This window comes from SAR202 cluster bacterium (assembly GCA_016872355.1).
Lineage (GTDB): Bacteria > Chloroflexota > Dehalococcoidia > Lucifugimonadales > VGZY01 > VGZY01.
The window spans coordinates 1-14,879 of the sequence record VGZY01000071.1; the positions used below are offsets into that span (position 1 = coordinate 1).

The 14,879-nt window shown below is 63.3% G+C and carries 12 protein-coding genes and 1 pseudogene; 9 read left to right on the forward strand and 4 right to left on the reverse strand.

The genetic code is table 11. The features are described from left to right. The coding region (locus FJ319_12230; GenBank protein MBM3935046.1) for a PIN domain-containing protein at positions 1 to 339 on the reverse strand (339 nt) is incomplete at its 3' end. Further along, positions 336 to 665 carry a type II toxin-antitoxin system Phd/YefM family antitoxin gene (locus FJ319_12235; protein ID MBM3935047.1) on the reverse strand — a complete coding sequence of 110 codons (330 nt, stop codon included), beginning with the start codon at positions 663 to 665 and terminating at the stop codon, positions 336 to 338. The genes FJ319_12230 and FJ319_12235, both read right to left, overlap by 4 nt. A 164-nt stretch (positions 666 to 829) precedes the next feature. Here FJ319_12235 and FJ319_12240 point away from each other — a divergent pair, with 164 nt between their 5' ends. Together FJ319_12240 and FJ319_12245 are read left to right on the forward strand one after the other, a co-directional pair. Then, entirely contained in the window at positions 830 to 2,236 is a 1,407-nt protein-coding gene (locus FJ319_12240; protein MBM3935048.1) for a hypothetical protein, read from the forward strand. A 298-nt stretch (positions 2,237 to 2,534) separates the two neighbouring features. Continuing rightward, positions 2,535 to 4,301: a hypothetical protein gene (locus FJ319_12245; protein ID MBM3935049.1), complete on the forward strand. Its 1,767-nt coding sequence runs from the start codon at positions 2,535 to 2,537 to the stop codon at positions 4,299 to 4,301. A gap of 147 nt (positions 4,302 to 4,448) precedes the next feature. On the opposite strand, the gene FJ319_12250 is transcribed toward FJ319_12245, so the two are convergent. Together FJ319_12250 and FJ319_12255 are read right to left on the reverse strand one after the other, a co-directional pair. Next, positions 4,449 to 5,321, reverse strand: a complete 873-nt coding sequence (locus FJ319_12250) for a hypothetical protein (protein ID MBM3935050.1) — start codon at positions 5,319 to 5,321, stop codon at positions 4,449 to 4,451. A 23-nt stretch (positions 5,322 to 5,344) separates the two neighbouring features. After that, positions 5,345 to 5,989, reverse strand: coding sequence for an SGNH/GDSL hydrolase family protein (locus FJ319_12255; protein ID MBM3935051.1), 645 nt, complete (start codon positions 5,987 to 5,989; stop codon positions 5,345 to 5,347). A gap of 240 nt (positions 5,990 to 6,229) precedes the next feature. Between FJ319_12255 and FJ319_12260 the strand changes: the two are divergent. From FJ319_12260 to FJ319_12290, 7 genes and pseudogenes are all read left to right on the forward strand, one after another. Then, positions 6,230 to 7,396 (forward strand): annotated as a pseudogene (locus tag FJ319_12260) (TIGR04053 family radical SAM/SPASM domain-containing protein). After that, positions 7,396 to 8,847, forward strand: a complete 1,452-nt coding sequence (gene hemG, locus FJ319_12265) for a protoporphyrinogen oxidase (GenBank protein ID MBM3935052.1) — start codon at positions 7,396 to 7,398, stop codon at positions 8,845 to 8,847. The pseudogene FJ319_12260 and the gene hemG overlap by 1 nt, the downstream one beginning before the upstream one ends. Then, on the forward strand, positions 8,844 to 9,821 hold the full coding sequence (gene hemH, locus FJ319_12270; GenBank protein MBM3935053.1) for a ferrochelatase: 978 nt from the start codon (positions 8,844 to 8,846) through the stop codon (positions 9,819 to 9,821). The genes hemG and hemH overlap by 4 nt, the downstream gene beginning before the upstream one ends. Positions 9,822 to 9,981: 160 nt before the next feature. Continuing rightward, the gene (locus FJ319_12275; GenBank protein ID MBM3935054.1) at positions 9,982 to 12,591 is read left to right on the forward strand and encodes a hypothetical protein; all 2,610 of its coding nucleotides are present in this window, start codon (positions 9,982 to 9,984) and stop codon (positions 12,589 to 12,591) included. A gap of 82 nt (positions 12,592 to 12,673) precedes the next feature. Continuing rightward, positions 12,674 to 13,252 (forward strand): hypothetical protein, encoded by a 579-nt coding sequence (locus FJ319_12280; protein MBM3935055.1) that lies wholly within the window; start codon positions 12,674 to 12,676, stop codon positions 13,250 to 13,252. Beyond that, complete coding sequence (locus FJ319_12285) at positions 13,158 to 14,027, forward strand: hypothetical protein (protein ID MBM3935056.1); 870 nt, start codon at positions 13,158 to 13,160, stop codon at positions 14,025 to 14,027. Before FJ319_12280 ends, FJ319_12285 begins: the two co-directional genes overlap by 95 nt. Beyond that, entirely contained in the window at positions 13,943 to 14,683 is a 741-nt protein-coding gene (locus tag FJ319_12290) for a DUF4175 domain-containing protein (protein ID MBM3935057.1), read from the forward strand. Before FJ319_12285 ends, FJ319_12290 begins: the two co-directional genes overlap by 85 nt. Positions 14,684 to 14,879: the final 196 nt, after the last annotated feature.

Genomic DNA, 14,879 nt, shown 5'->3' on the forward strand with positions numbered 1-14,879 from the left:
TTCGCCAACACCGCCGTCGTAATGGTTGAAGCGTATGGCGACGGGCCGGACCCGTTCCCGATCGAAGTGGCGACACGACGCGCCTTCAAGGACGATGGGTGTGACAACCGCTTCTGATTCGAGCATGTCCATAACGGACTTCAATAATGGCTTGGGGACCCGGGCGGAGAAGTACCGGTTCCCGAAGGTGCGGCGTAGCTCTTCCAGTATCGGCTCGGACACGGCAAGGACAAATAGGCCGTTTCGCCACGCATCGATGATCTTCGCGGGCGCGGCGTCCGGGTGCGACCGAGGCAAGCCGGACGCCAGCAGGTTGGTATCCAGTACGGCAGTAATCACGATTTCTGGCGGGAGCCCGCCTCGTGGCGGGCGCGACGCCGTGCGGACTGCACGGCCTTCTCCACCTCCGCTTCAAGCTCGTCGTCCGGGACCTCGGCAAACGCCTCGCGAAGCGCGTCCAGCGCCTTGAAGCTCACCCGGCGGCGTTCCTCCAGGTACTTCACCCGCTCCAGGTCTTCGACGGAGACAATCGCCGCGACGGGTATGCCGCTCTTCTCGACGATAATCCTGGCCTCCTTGCGGAAGACCTCATTGATGACTTCGCTGAACTGCTGCCGCGCGTCGGAAGCCTTCATTGTCATTGTGGCGGGTTCTCGCTCGCCCATGGTGCCCCTCCGTTTTGTTACATATTGTACAAGATAGTACGAGAGAGGCGCGCGTGCAACCCTCGGATCAGCCGGTTGTATTTGGAAGGGCAAACAACGAAAATGGCGTTCGCCCGCATGCTGCGCGCGAGGGACGCGCGCGGGCGATGGAGTGTCGAGCGTCTATGGGTAGCAAGCGTTTCAGGTTTATCGACGGCTTCCTGGTGCTTTTCATGGCCGTAGTGGCCGTTTCCGTGGCGCTGATGGCAGGCAACAAGGTGCAGTCGCCGTTCACCGCAGGCGCAACGCGGGCCGCGGGCGGGACTCCGCCTCCGGGAGCGCCGTCGTCGCAGCAGCCGGCTGCGGCCGTGGCCACGTCCGTCAGGGTGCCGGGGCTGCCGGTGCAGTACGAAAAGGCGGACTACCCCGTCAACGATGTGATGGTTGCGTCGTCCGTCCCCAGCGGCTACGACATGAAGTCCGTGACCGTCAGGCCCAGCGCAGACACGCCGGAGATAGCGGCGCAGGTAGACTACGAGGGACCGCAGGGCGGCGGGTTCAATATCATGCAGTTCGTCCCGGGGTTCAACCCATTCTCGGCGCTGCCGAGCTTCGAGGACATCAAGCTGGGCGGCATTGACGTGCGGCGCGCTCTGCCGCTGTCCTCCATTCCCGAGCTCTTCATCAACAAGGCGGGCCAGTGGCTCAAGTTTTCCTCCGGCTCGCGCAACGGCGCGCCGTCGATGGACTGGGAGTCGCTCGCGAAGGTCGCAGACTCGGCGCAGCCAGCCGGCGTGGCGAGCCTGCCCGGCGTGCAGTACGGCGTGCCGGAGGCCGTGGCGCAGGCCGCGCCGACCCAGCCCTCCGGCTCCAGCCAGTCCCAGTCGACGGCGCCCACCGCAACCCGCGCCCCCGTAGCGCAGCCCACGGCCACCCGGCCACCGACGCAGCCCACGGCAATACGGCCGCCTGCGCAACCGGTGGTGGCGACCAGCCCCGCGCCGACCATACCGCCGGCCGCTGCGCAGCCGCCATCCCAGCCCACCGCGACCGCCACGCGGCCCGCGGTAACGCCGCCCCCGCCGACGGTGACACCGCCGCCTGCGCCGACGCGCACACCTTTGCCCACCGCAGTCGCGCTGCCTCCGACGCCCACGCCATCGGCAGTCCCGGCGCGGCCTCAGGGAGTGGACGTGCACGTGGCGGGGTACGAGGTAACTGACAGGGTGACGTCGCCAACGCAGCCAAGCGCCGTGGTCACGCCCACGGCAGGCTACAAGTTCCTGATCGTCAGGCTTCGCACCACCAACAACCTGGCGTACGACGTGGTGATGCAGGGGGCCATCTCCGCGCTACACGGCGGCAACCTGGCTCTCAGGGGGCTCCAGCCGGGCGCGCTCTTCGTCCGGCCCACGCTGGATGCGCGCTCGGGGCAGGCGGCCTCTTTCAAGCTCGGGGTGGGCGTAAGCATAGACTCGCACACCGTCGCGTTCGAGATACCCAATAATGCCGACCCCAATGGGATCTCATTGAACTTCGACCTTGTGTGGTCGGGGTCATCAAACTCGCAGGTGCTGCTGGTGGGACCGTAGATGGTTGAAGGACTGGGGACCGGGCCGTGGGCGAATGAATTCGCCGCTGTGGGCGCGTGGTCTGCTTCGCAGGCCACGTCGCCGGATGTCCGCCTTCGCGGACAACGAAGAATGCCTGGTGCCCATTGTTCAGGGTTTGCTCGGATCGTCCGCGAAGGCGGACGTTTGGCGTCGTTCATCGCGGACCGATGTACGCGCCCCCAGCGGCGAATTCATTCGCCTGTTCTCGTTCACCGAGGGCGAATTCATTCGCCCACATTGTTAAACCGTAATTGTTCATTCGTAAAGGAGATTTCCAGTGACCATACCTTCATCCAACCGGGCCGGGATAACGATCAGCACCCCCATGGCGCCTCCGCAGTGGGCGCTCCTGGAGCGTGAGCTGTTCCGCGCGCACGTCAAGGCGTGCAAGGAGTTCTACGCCAAGTACTACGACGAGCGAGGCTACCTGCAGATGGTCCCGCGCTGGGGCGGCAACGACGGCCCGGACGACGCGATGGAGAGCATGGTGGACTGGCCCACGCTGCACTTCCTGGGGGGCGACGACAGCCTGGTCACCATGTACAAGCACGCATGGGAGGGCCACCTCAAGCAGTATACCGAGGCTAAGACGAAGGACATCGACTTCGCCCGCGACGGCATGTACTACAAAGAGTTCCCCGTGATGTTTGACTGGCAGCACAACGGCGAGGGCCTCACAGTCTTCAACCTGCAGGGCCTCTCCGACCCTTACGACACCGAATTTCAGCGCCGCGTGAAGAAGTACGCCGGCTTCTACATGAACGAGGACCCACAGGCGCCCAACTACGATCCGAAGCACAAGATTATTCGCAGCTCCCTCAACGGCAGTCGCGGGCCCATGCTCCGCAAGGCCACGGGGCTGGACTGGGCGGGCGACCCCATAGAGGTGGAGGGCCGCTTCAAGCCGCGCCACCACGAGCGGACGTACGCCGAGATGGTGGCCCACTACAAAGACTATAACGATGTCCCAGGCGACCACCCGCAGAACATGGTGTCCACCGGCCTCGGCTTCCACGCGTACGCTCTCACCGGCGATCCCAAGTACAAGGCGTGGGTGATCGAGTACGTGGACGCGTGGCTGGAGCGCATGGAGAAGAACGGCGGCATTATCCCGAGCAACATCGGCCTGGACGGCGTCCCCGGCAGCGCCGCGAACGGCAAGTGGTACGGCGGCGTTTATGGATGGTCGTTTACCGTCGTCCAGCCGCACGACGGCAAGCTCGCGAACCGCAACATGGTGCAGCTCGGCCTCGCCGGGATCGGCAACGCCTACCAGCTCACGGGCGATAAGAAGTACCCGGAGGCGTGGGCGAAGATGCTCGATATCATCAACTCGAACGAGAAGGTTGTGGACGGCCAGAAGATGTACCCGAGCATGTACGGCGAAAACGGCTGGTACGCCTTCCTCCCGCGCAAGTGGAACCGCGGCGCGGAGGAGGTGTACTACTGGACGATGGACCGCAAGCACCTTTCGCGCGTCGACACCACAACCGGCTGGTACGGCTTCCTGGAGGGTAACAACCCCAACTTCCCGGTGGAATCGATGCAGCGCGACCTGCTCTCCATCCGCCAGCGCGTGGAGGGCATGCGGAAGGACGACACCACGGCCGACACGCGCCTGTCGGATGACCCGATGGTCTACAACCCTGTCTTCGCCCGCTCGCTGTTCGCGCTCATGATGGGCGGCCCCACGATGACCCACGCGCGGCCGGTCAGCGCGCGCCTGCGCTACTTCGATCCAGCCCGCCGCCGCGCCGGCATCCCGGAGGACTGCGCCGCGCTCATCGAAAAGCTGGCGGACGAGGAGACGGTCGTCACCCTCATCAACCTCAGCGCGTCGGAGGACCGCACGGTAGTGGTGCAGGGGGGATCGTACGCCGAGCACCAGATGGCGTCCGTGACCGTGGACGGCGTTACCACGCCCGTCAACAGCTCCCAGGTCACCATCAACCTAGGCCCCGTCTCCGGCGCCAGGATGACCATCAAGATGAAGCGCAACTGCAACCCGCCCACCTTCACCTTCCCATGGGACCGCAAGGGGTAGGGTAGGCGGGGTCTGGGGCGGAGACCCAGGGTTCCTACCCCCTTCCCTCTCAGGGAAGGGGGCAAAGGGGGTTAGGTGGCTGCTATTCCCCCTCTCTCCGTGCACGGAGAGAGGGGGCCAGGGGGAGAGAGGTCGCGGGCCACGGGGTCAGGGGTTCTTCGGCTTCTCGTCCATGAACTGCGAGTACCTGGCCATCAGCTCGTAGTCTGATGAGACGGCGTTCTTGAGCGCCATTTCCGTTATCGGGAAGAGGTAGTGCGTCTCGGAATTCATTGTGATGAACCCCTCCGCATACGCCGTGCCCGCGCAGATGCCGTAGTCCCCGTCGCTCGCCTCGATTCGCTTGCTGGTGTACGCGCCCGCATAGCCCTGGCTCTCCAGGCAGTTCAGCGCCGCCTTCTTCTTGTCGACGACATCCGTCGTGTCGATAAACACGTCGCAGTAGTGCGGCCCGCCCGCGCTCCAGAAGTCCTGCCGGATGCCGGCGGACGTGCCGAAGAAGAAGACCTGCGCAACGCGGACCGGCGGCGTGGGGTCGCCGGTGTCCACCGCCGCGGCTGTTTGTATGGCATGCAGGACGATCTGGCCTGTGACGGCGTGCTGGTTGGCGATTCCGTCGTACACCTTGGGGTAGTGCGTCAGGATGATGTGCGGCTTGATCTTGCGGATAAGCCGAGCGACCCTGCGAACAGTTTCAGGCGTCACAAGCAATACCTCGTCGTCCACACCCAGGAAGTGAATGTCGTCGAAGCCCAGGATGTTGCACGCCTTGCGCACCTCGCCCTGCTTGATCTTCGCGCGCTCCTCCATTAGCTTCACCAGCCGGTCGCCTTGAGGCACGTCCTTCGACTTGAACATCTGCTCGCTGATGACCTGGTCATGGGTGCGCGCGCCGTGCGTGATGACGATGCAGGATACCTTGTCCCCTCGCGCGGCGTGGTGGGCCATCGCGCCGCCGGACTGGTCAAACACATCGGCTGGGTGCGCGCCGATGGATAGGATTCGAAGCTGCTCGGCCATGAAATTCTCCTTGATAGCTCGGTTTAGTTGCTCAGCAGGTCCAGCAGCGCCTGGGCTATGATCAGGTGGCCGGTGTGGTTGGGATGCACCGGCTCCGGGCAGAACGCGTCCGCGTCTCGGTACTTGAGGTGCATCTGAAAAATCTCGTGGAGGTCCAGCAGTCTCGCGTCGTACTTTCGGCTTAGCTTCTCAACAACCTCGATGTAGCGCGGCAGCTCCTTCAGCACCATGCTTCGAAACGACCCGCTTTCGCGGTCGGTGGATATGTAGAAAGGTGTGATCAGCACCATAGGGCAGCCGATTTCACGCTGCGTCCACGCGAGCACTTCATCATACAACTGGGCGAACCGCTGGACCGGCACGTTGTCATCCGCATTGCGAAGCACGCTATGCAGGTCGTTGATGCCGATCTTGATCGATAGTCTGTCAGGCCGGTGGTAGACCACGTCATCCTTCCATCTGTCCCGAAGGTGCGTGATCCTGTTTCCGCTGATTCCCTTGTTGATATAGTTTGGCCGCACCGCCGGGTGCCTGGCGGCGGCCAACTCGGTAAAAAGCCTGACATATCCGTTTCCGAGCGGGGCGTCTGCAGCCCGCCGGCCACAATCCGTGATGCTATCGCCGATAAACAGCACCGTCTCGCCGTCCTTAATCCAGTAATCAGGCATTCTGTAAACTGCCTCCTCTTAGCCGTTAACGTGGCATGGTGTCACAAACGGAGTTCGGCTTCAATCCCCAGCGGTCGTCCCCCTTCGATCCGCCCGCCACGTCTTCACGAAATTTTCATGCGCCGCGTGACGGTGTTCACGGCATGTTTACATCCCGGTGAGAAAGTCTCAGTTGCACAGGGTCGCCCAGGTGTCTGTCGGCGTTTCGAGGAGGACGCTCAGTGCAACCAGGGAGGCAGTATGACTGAAGGAAACAGCCCGGAAGAACAGCCCCGGCGCCCGGTCCGCGACGGCGGCCACGCCGCCTATGCGCGGCCGGACATCGACACCGGCGCCCGCCCGCTGATGGTTTACTGGGAGATGACGCGGGCGTGCGGCCTTGCCTGCCGTCATTGCAGGGCGGACGCACTTCCTCTCCGCAACCCGCAAGAGCTTTCCACGCGAGCGGGCGAACTCCTGCTCGACCGGCTCGCGGAGTTCGGAGACCCGCTGCCTCACCTGGTCTTCACGGGCGGAGACCCCCTCCAGCGTCCGGACCTCTTCCACCTGCTCGAATACGCCTCAAAGGCTGGCTTCAAGGTTGCAGTGACCCGGGCCAGCACAGATGGGCTAACAGCCGGTTCGATTGCTGCGATGAAGTCAGCCGGCGCGTGGATGATGGCCCTGAGTATCGACGGCTCAACCCCGCAGCGCCACGACTCCCTCAGACGCGTCCCCGGGAGCTTTGATTGGACCGTACGCGCCGCTCACCATGCGCGCGAGGCCGGCCTGGGCCTGCAGGTGAACACCCTCGTTTCCGCCGAGACGCTGGACGACATTCCAGCAGTCTACGACCTGGTTGCCGGCATCGGCGTCACTCAATGGGCCCTCTTCTTCCTGGTCTCAGTGGGCAGGGGCGCGGTGCTTGAGCAGGTATCGCCGGACCAGGGCGAAGACCTGATGAAGTGGGTATACGGGAAATCCCAGACGTCGCCGTTTCGGCTCAGGACCACCGAGGCGCCCTAATACCGCCGCGTGGCGCTGCAGATGGACAGGGCAGCGAGGGCGGGCGGCAACGGGGCCGGCCACGCCGGAGGGCACGCTCGGCCCGGCTTCGGCATCTGGGATGGCAACGGGATCATGTTCATCTCACACACCGGGCAAATCTGCCCGGCGGGCTTCTTGCCGCTGATTGCCGGCAGCGTCCGGCGGGGCCACCCGGTGGAGATCTACAGAAAGTCCCGGCTGTTCAACGCTCTGCGCAACCCTGATGGCTTCACGGGCAAGCGTGGCCGTTGCGAGTACCGCAAGGTCTGTGGCGGCTCCCGGGCGCGCGCTTTCGCCGCCACAGGCGACCCTCTGGAGAGTGCCCCGCTCTGCACCTACCAGCCCGTCGGCCGGTTTCCGATGGCCATTGTGAGGAACTGATGCGCGCGGATGTAGCTATCGTGGGTGGCGGCATAACCGGCCTGTCTGCGGCGTACAGGCTGCAGAAGCTGTTCGCCGAGCGCGGCCAGTCCATTAACGCTGTGCTGATAGAGAAGGACCAGCGGCCTGGCGGCAAGCTGGTCACGCGCCGGGAGGACGGCTTCATCGTCGAGTGCGGGCCGGACAGCTTTCTCGCGTCCAAGCCGTGGGCCATGGAGCTCATACGGGACCTTGGTCTGGAAAGCGATGTCGTCCATCCCCAGGCGCACGGCTCTCACATCCTCAAGCGGCGCACCATCCATCGGATACCTGACGGGCTTACCGGAATCGTGCCGTCAAGGCCAGCCGAGTTGTGGGCTGCCCCGTTCATGTCATTTCGGGGCAAGCTACGGGCAAGCATGGAACCGCTGGTCCCGCGGCGAAAGTCCGCAGGCGACGAGTCTGTCGGGGCCTTCCTTCGGCGGCGGGCGGGCATGGAGCTATCTCAAACGCTGCTGGAGCCGTTCACGTCCGGCATATACGGCGGCGACGCAATGGAGCTGAGCCTCCGGGCACTGTTTCCGTCGCTGGCTGAATGGGAAAGCAAGTACGGTAGCCTGGCGCGAGGCGCGCGTGCGGCAAGAAAGAGTCGGCCAAAGAGCAGCCACTCAAAGGGGGCCGTCTACTCCATGCGCTTCGGCGCGGCCTCAATTGTAGATGCAATAGTATCGCGCCTCGAATCGGTCACAGTTATCACTGGGTTCGGGGTAACGGAGATTGACCGGCGGACTGAAAGCGAATCTGCCCTGTACACCTTGCGGCTGGACGATGGGCGGATTGTGACGGCGGACAACATTATTCTTGCAACCCCGGCGGGGGCAACGGCGCGGCTGGCGCGCGGCTTCGCGCCTGACTGCGCCAGCCTGGTGAGCGAAATTCAGTACAGGCCGGCGGCGAGCGTCAGCCTTGTGTTTAACCGCGACCAGGTGCGTCGGCCGATCGAAGGGTCGGGCTTCCTGGTGCCCCGTACGGAGCCTTCCCATCTGCTGGGGTGCACGTGGGTATCTTCCAAATGGCCGACGAGGAGCCACGGGGACGCAGTCTTTCTCAGAGTCTATGCCGGGGCCTCGGCCCTGCAGATGGACGACAAAGCGCTGGCCCGCGAAGTCACGGCCGAGCTGGGCGCCCTCATGGATATCGACGGCGCGCCGCGACGCTCCTGGGTTACCAGGTGGCCCGAGGCGATGCCCCACTACAGGGTCGGCCACCTCTCCCTCATGGGGCGGCTGGACGCCGCCCTGGCCAGGCACCCGGGGCTATTTCTTGCCGGAGCGGCATACCGCGGAATCGGTGTGCCGGACTGCATCCGGCAGGGCTTTGAGGCGGCCGATGGTGTTGTTGAACGCATTTCAGCGCGGCATGCAGGCCGCGCGGTTGAGTCGGCGACGGAATTACAGGGAGGTCGGAGATGACAAGGACTGTCGGGATCATTCTAATGGCGTACGGGACGCCGCAACGCCTGGAAGACGTGGGACCGTATTTCAAGGACATCCGTGGAGGCCGCACTCCCAGTCCCGAGGCGGTTGCGGAGCTGACCGAGAGGTACAGGAAGGTCGGAGGCAAGACGGCCCTGCTGGAGATCACGCAGGAGACGGCGGAGCGCCTGGGCGCCAGGCTTGGCCGCGACTCGCAAGGCGTCAACTACCGGTGCTACGCCGGCATGAAGCATTGGCACCCATATATTGCCTCAACCATTGCCCAGATGGTTGCTGACGGGGTGGACGAGATCGTCGGCCTGCCTCTCGCGCCTCACTACTCGAAGATGAGCATTGACGGGTACAGGAGCGCCGTAATCGGTGCGCTCGAGGCGATGGGCGCCGATACGAAGGTGAGGTTCATCGATACCTGGTACGCCAACCCGCTGTTCATCGACATGATGAGCACTTTCGTCCGGTCCGCACTCGCCCAATTCTCGTCTCCGCCGGAGGAAGTGGAGACCATCTTCAGCGCGCACAGCCTGCCGCGCCGCATTCTTTCATGGGGAGACCCGTATCCCGGCGAGCTTCTGGACAGCGCGCTGATGAATGCGGAGAGAGTGGGACTGCGCCGGTGGCGCTGTTCCTACCAGAGCGCAGGTCACACAGGCGACCCATGGCTGGGGCCGGACATCCTTGAGACCATCAGCGCGCTCGCAAGCGAGGGTAAGAAGGCCGTTCTAATCGTGCCCATCGGCTTCGTGTCCGAGCACCTTGAGATTCTCTTCCATATCGATACGGAAGCCATGGAGCTCGCTGAAGGCCTCGGGATTGAGCTCCGGCGCACCGAGATGCCCAACGCGTCCGCCCCCTTCCTCGAAGTCCTTGCCGACATCGTTTTGACCGGCGCAGGGGCGCGAGAGGCGTCCGGCATGCCCGGCGGCCCGCAGCGGGCTGCGGCGAAGCGATAGGATTCTGGCGTAGGCCGGACAACCGGGCCGGGCCGTGTCCGCTCCTTTAGATTACGGGACAGGTTGTTGACAGGTTCAAGAGGCGGTCTTACACTCCGATTCGTGCCATTGGGTCCGGCGCTACCCGCCGGACCTGCAACGCGCCATTCAGGAGTGCCACGTGGTAGTTACCTCCAAGCCCGTCCAGACCATGCCGACGGACGTTTGCCCATTTCCCGCCCGGTTCAGGCCGGACCTGGAGGCCATGATCGAAGGCCACGCAGTCGTCAACAAGCAGCCAGCAACAATCTGGCAGGACGGGCTGTTTCTCGGAAACGGCGATATCGCGTCGATGGTCTGGGGGCAGCCGTGGCGCACCCGCATCCTCCTGAACAAGAGCGATATCTGGGACGAGCGCGACGCCGAGCTTGAGAAGATCCCGTCCCCATTTAACTGGCGGGAGCTCAAGGACGCGCTTGTCAAGGCGATCGAAGAGGGCGACTTCTCCGCGATTCACGAGGTTGACAGGAAGATCGAGGAGGCGTGGAAGAAGACCCCCTTCAAGGGTGCGGTTAACGCCTCCGCCTACCACGCCGCCGGTTACCTGGACATACTCGGCGACTTCCCCGGCGGTGTTGAGGATTTCTCCCAACGAATGTCGCTTTATCGCGGTAAGGTAGAGACTAATTTCTCCCACAAGGGCAAGAAGCACGGCTTCACCACGTACTGCCACGCAGACAAGAACCTGATCGTTGCGGACCTGTGGACTGAGGATGGCAACGCCTGGCCCCGCAGCTTCGTGCTCCACAGGAAGCTGGACCTCTTCAGGCAGGCGTGGGCGCCGTACCCGCACATCGGAGACCCATCGTTCGGTCATGATGAAGACACACTGTGGATGACCTTCGTCATGCCGGACGGGCTTGCATTCGCGGTGCTGGTCCAGGTGGACGGCGCGCGGCTGGAGACGTACAAAGTCGGCGGGCAGATGGTGGCGGACGTGATCGGCGCCGCGTCGAAGAAGCTACAGGTGCGCACTACCATCGTCACGGGACGGGAGTCGCCGGGCACGCTCATCGATAAGGGCAAGGCGCAGCTCGTGAAGATGAGTAAGGGCAAGACCGCCGCGAAGCAGCTCGCCTCGCACGAGAAGTGGTGGGAGGAGTTCTGGCGGACTAGCTGGATATCGCTGCCGGACAAGATGCTCGAGAACCTGTGGTACATCGAGCTCTACAAGATGGCATCCTGCTCCAGGGAAGGCGGCCTGCCACCTGGGCAGCTTGCACACTGGAACGGCTTCCACGACGCGCCGTGGCGCGGCGACTACCACATGAACATAAACATCCAGGAGAACTACTGGCCGGTGTACACCGCCGGCCATCCGGAGCTCGGCATTCCCCTCGCCGACCTATACCTCAATACACTCGAGTACACGATCGCCGATACGAAGAAGCACACTGGCCAGCCGGGCGCACGCTTCGTCCGCGGCCACGGCCCATCAGGCAGGCCGAATGGGCGCGGGCAGGACTGGGAGCTGTGGCCCGGGGCGGGTCCGTGGATTTGCTGCGAGTTCTGGTGGCACTACCAGGTTACGCGGGACGTGGACTTCCTTCGAAAGATGTACCCGGTGTTCACCGCATCGCTTGAGTATTTCGTTGCGTTCCTGGGAGAGCCGGACAAAAACGGCAGGTACAATATCGTCCCTTCTGTGGCGCACGAGCAGCGCCATGAGAAGTATAGGCCCACCGGCAAGATGGGCGAGTGGGGGCGGAATTCCACCTACGACCTCGGAATCCTGCGCGACCACCTTCGCAACACCATCCGCGCCAGCGAGATACTGAGGGTTGATGCCGGGCGGCGCGAGCTATGGAAGCGTATTTACGAGAACACTGCGCCTTACCCCGTCTCTCCGAACGGCTACTTCCAGGAGTGGGAGGGCATAGAGCTGGACAACTCCCACCGCCATCTGAACAACCTGTACCCCGTCTATCCCGGCGATGAGGTCCATGCGGGCATCACGGGTCCGCTGGAGGAGGCGGGCAGCAAGACCGTGTCCCGCATGATCCAGCGTGGGTCGGACGCGTACACCGGCTTCAGCTTCGGGTGGGTCGCCGCTGCCGCCGCCAGAATGGGGATGGCCCAGGAGGCGCTGGGGCAGCTGCATGACCACGTCCGTGGTTTCGTGAACATCAACGGCTACAGCCTCTTTGGAGCGTCGCAAACGCCCGGGCTGGCGCCGTACTCCGGCAACCGCGGGTCCGACTGGAAGGGCAAGCTGCCGAATTGCGAGTCCGGCGGCAGCTTCTGCGCGGGAATCAACGAGCTTCTGCTGAACAGCCCCGGCGGGACACTGACCCACGAGTCCATCATCCGCGTGTTCCCGGCGGTGGTCCGCGATTGGGCGAACGTCCAGTTCTCCCGCCTGCGGGCTGAAGGCGCGTTCCTGGTCAGCGCGGACAGGCGCGGCTCGTTCACCCGGTACGCGGTCATCGAAAGCCTCGTAGGCGCTCCGTGCGCCGTCTACAACCCGTTCCACAAGGACACGGTCGTCGTCCGCCGCGCTGACAACTCTATCGCCGAGCACACTGTGAGGGACGGCGTCATAAGGTTCGAGACGAAGCCCGGTGAGGCATACGTGCTGTTCCTGAACGGGTCCGATCCGGCGTCGCTGCCGATGCTCCACCTTAAGGGTGATGAGACCTACCAGCATCGCCTCGGCGTGGGTGGGTTCCTGGATACGAGCAGGGCTTCCTATGCGGGCGGAACGGTGGCTCAAGGGTTGCCTACAGCCTGAGGTTTTCAGGTGCTAGCGCTGTGCAAATGCAGTTGTTTCCTGTGGTATAGTGTGCGTCTGGTAGAGGGAGAGGGGGAATAGAATGTCGGACCAGATAGAAATCGAGCTTTCGAAGGACGTGATCAAGACTCACCCGGGCGACACGGTGGTGGAGACGTTTGTCATCGCCAACCGGTCGGAGGTCAACGATCAGTTCATCGTGGCCGTCGAGGGGCTGGACAGCAGCTGGTACGAGCTTGAGACCAGCAGCGCCAAGATCTATCCCATGGACCGGCTGAAGTGCAGGCTCACCCTCAACCCGCCAAAGGACAGCACCGCGCTCGCCGAAACTCACAGCTTCTCAGTAAAGGTGGCGGCAAAGAACGACCCGCGCATAGAGACTTCGGTCCCCATGACGCTCGTCCTCCGGCCGTTCTACAACTTCGAGCTCAAGCTCGACCCGCCGGTCTTCGGCGGCCCCACAGGCAACTACGACCTTCTTATCCACAACGCCGGCAACGACGATGTCCCGTTCAGGATGGTCGGTATCGACAGCAACGACTCCTGCCGTTTCACCTTCACCCCGAATGCGCCCAACCGTACATGCCGGCGAGACGCTGAAGGTAAAAGTTGTGGTCCGGCCGGCCGTTCGCCCAAACTTTGGCGAAACAAAGCTGTATGACATCAAGCTGAACGTCTTCCCGAACATCGGCGACGCCGATCCCAAGTCCGTTACCGGCAGGCTCATCGCGACGGATTCCCCGCCTGTGTTCTATGCGAACCTGGAGCCGGAGGTCGAGATCGTCGACGCGCCGGGCGGCGTAGCCACGCCGGGCAAGTACAAGCTCCACCTGAGCAACACCTGGAGCCTGGAGACGACGCTTATCCTTGAAGGGTCGTCAGCCAAGGACCAGTGCGATCTGCTCTTCGGCAACACCCGCGTGGTCGTTGGCCCCGGGCAAAGCGTCACGGTCCCCGTAACTGTTACGCCGAAGCTGCGGATCGACAACTACAAGGACCGCTCATACCCGTTCGACATCACGGTCTACCCCGAGCGGTGGGAGTCGGAATCGAAGTACGTCGAGGGAGAGCTCAAGGTCTCCGCACCGAAGCCGGACTTCCGGCTCGATCTAATCCCAATTGAGCCCGTCGGCCCCGCCGCGAAGTACGACATGTTTGTGACCAACTACGGCCATGCTGACCTGGGCATAACGCTTTCTGCGTTCGACCACGAGGAGCTCCTGGAAATCGAGTTTGAGCGCACGGAGCTGCACGTCCACGCCGGTGAGCGGCGCAGGGTGCCGGTTACGGTCAACGTCGTGGACCCACCGCCGGACGACCGGCCAAGCTGCACTACTTCACCCTGCGCGCGATGCCGGAAGATGTGGACCCCAGGCTGCCGAAGTACATCCTGGGCGAGATCACAGTCGACCCCGAGCCGCCGAAGTACGAGATAGACCTCCAGCCCGTCCTGGCGCACGGCAAGGACGGCGAATTCAGAGTATACCTGCACAACAAAGGCAGGGGAGTGCTGGACTTCAGCATCGAGGCCCGCACGTCCGATCCTATGTTGACCGTCGCGATCGACGCCGAGGCGGCAAGGATTAAGCCCGGCGAGTCCGCCATCCTCAACATCGTCACCGAGCGCCTCAAGCGGCGGCTGACCGGGCGCCAGGAAGTGCACCGCTTCCACGTCACTGCGGTGCCGCACCACAGCCTGGGCGTGCCCAAGACACTGACGGGTGAGTTCCTGGCTACCCCGAAGTACACTACTTGGAACATTGTGGACGGCATCGCGCTTGCACTCATCAACCGCTGCATCGTGTTCGCGGCGGCGCTGCTTGTGCTTGGTGACAGCAGCCCCTTCTGGTGGAGGTGGTGGAGCCCGCTGACCAACGCGATAGAAGTCGCCATCGTCTGGCAGCTCATCCGTCCGCTCGTCCGCTGGCGAAGGGAGCGCTCCGAGCGCTTCGACCCGTACACGACGCCCTTCGAGAACAACTTGAAGGGTAACGGCCCGTACTACGACGTCCCGAAGCAGAAGTACAGGTGGAAGAAGGAGAAGAAGAGGAAGGGCGCGGAGACGGTGGAGTACGGCAACCGCCTGGGGTAAGAGGTTAATCGCAGAGTACGCAAAGAACGCAGAGTTAAGAGAGGGTTTTTGCCGAAAGACGAGAACCCCCTCCTGCTTTCTCGCCATTCCACACCCTTGTCATTTCGGGCATATTTGCAGAAAATGTGTGATCCTATGGACTGGCAACGGCTTTGTAAGGCGGCTACCATGGTTTTGAAAAATCATCAAGTTTTTG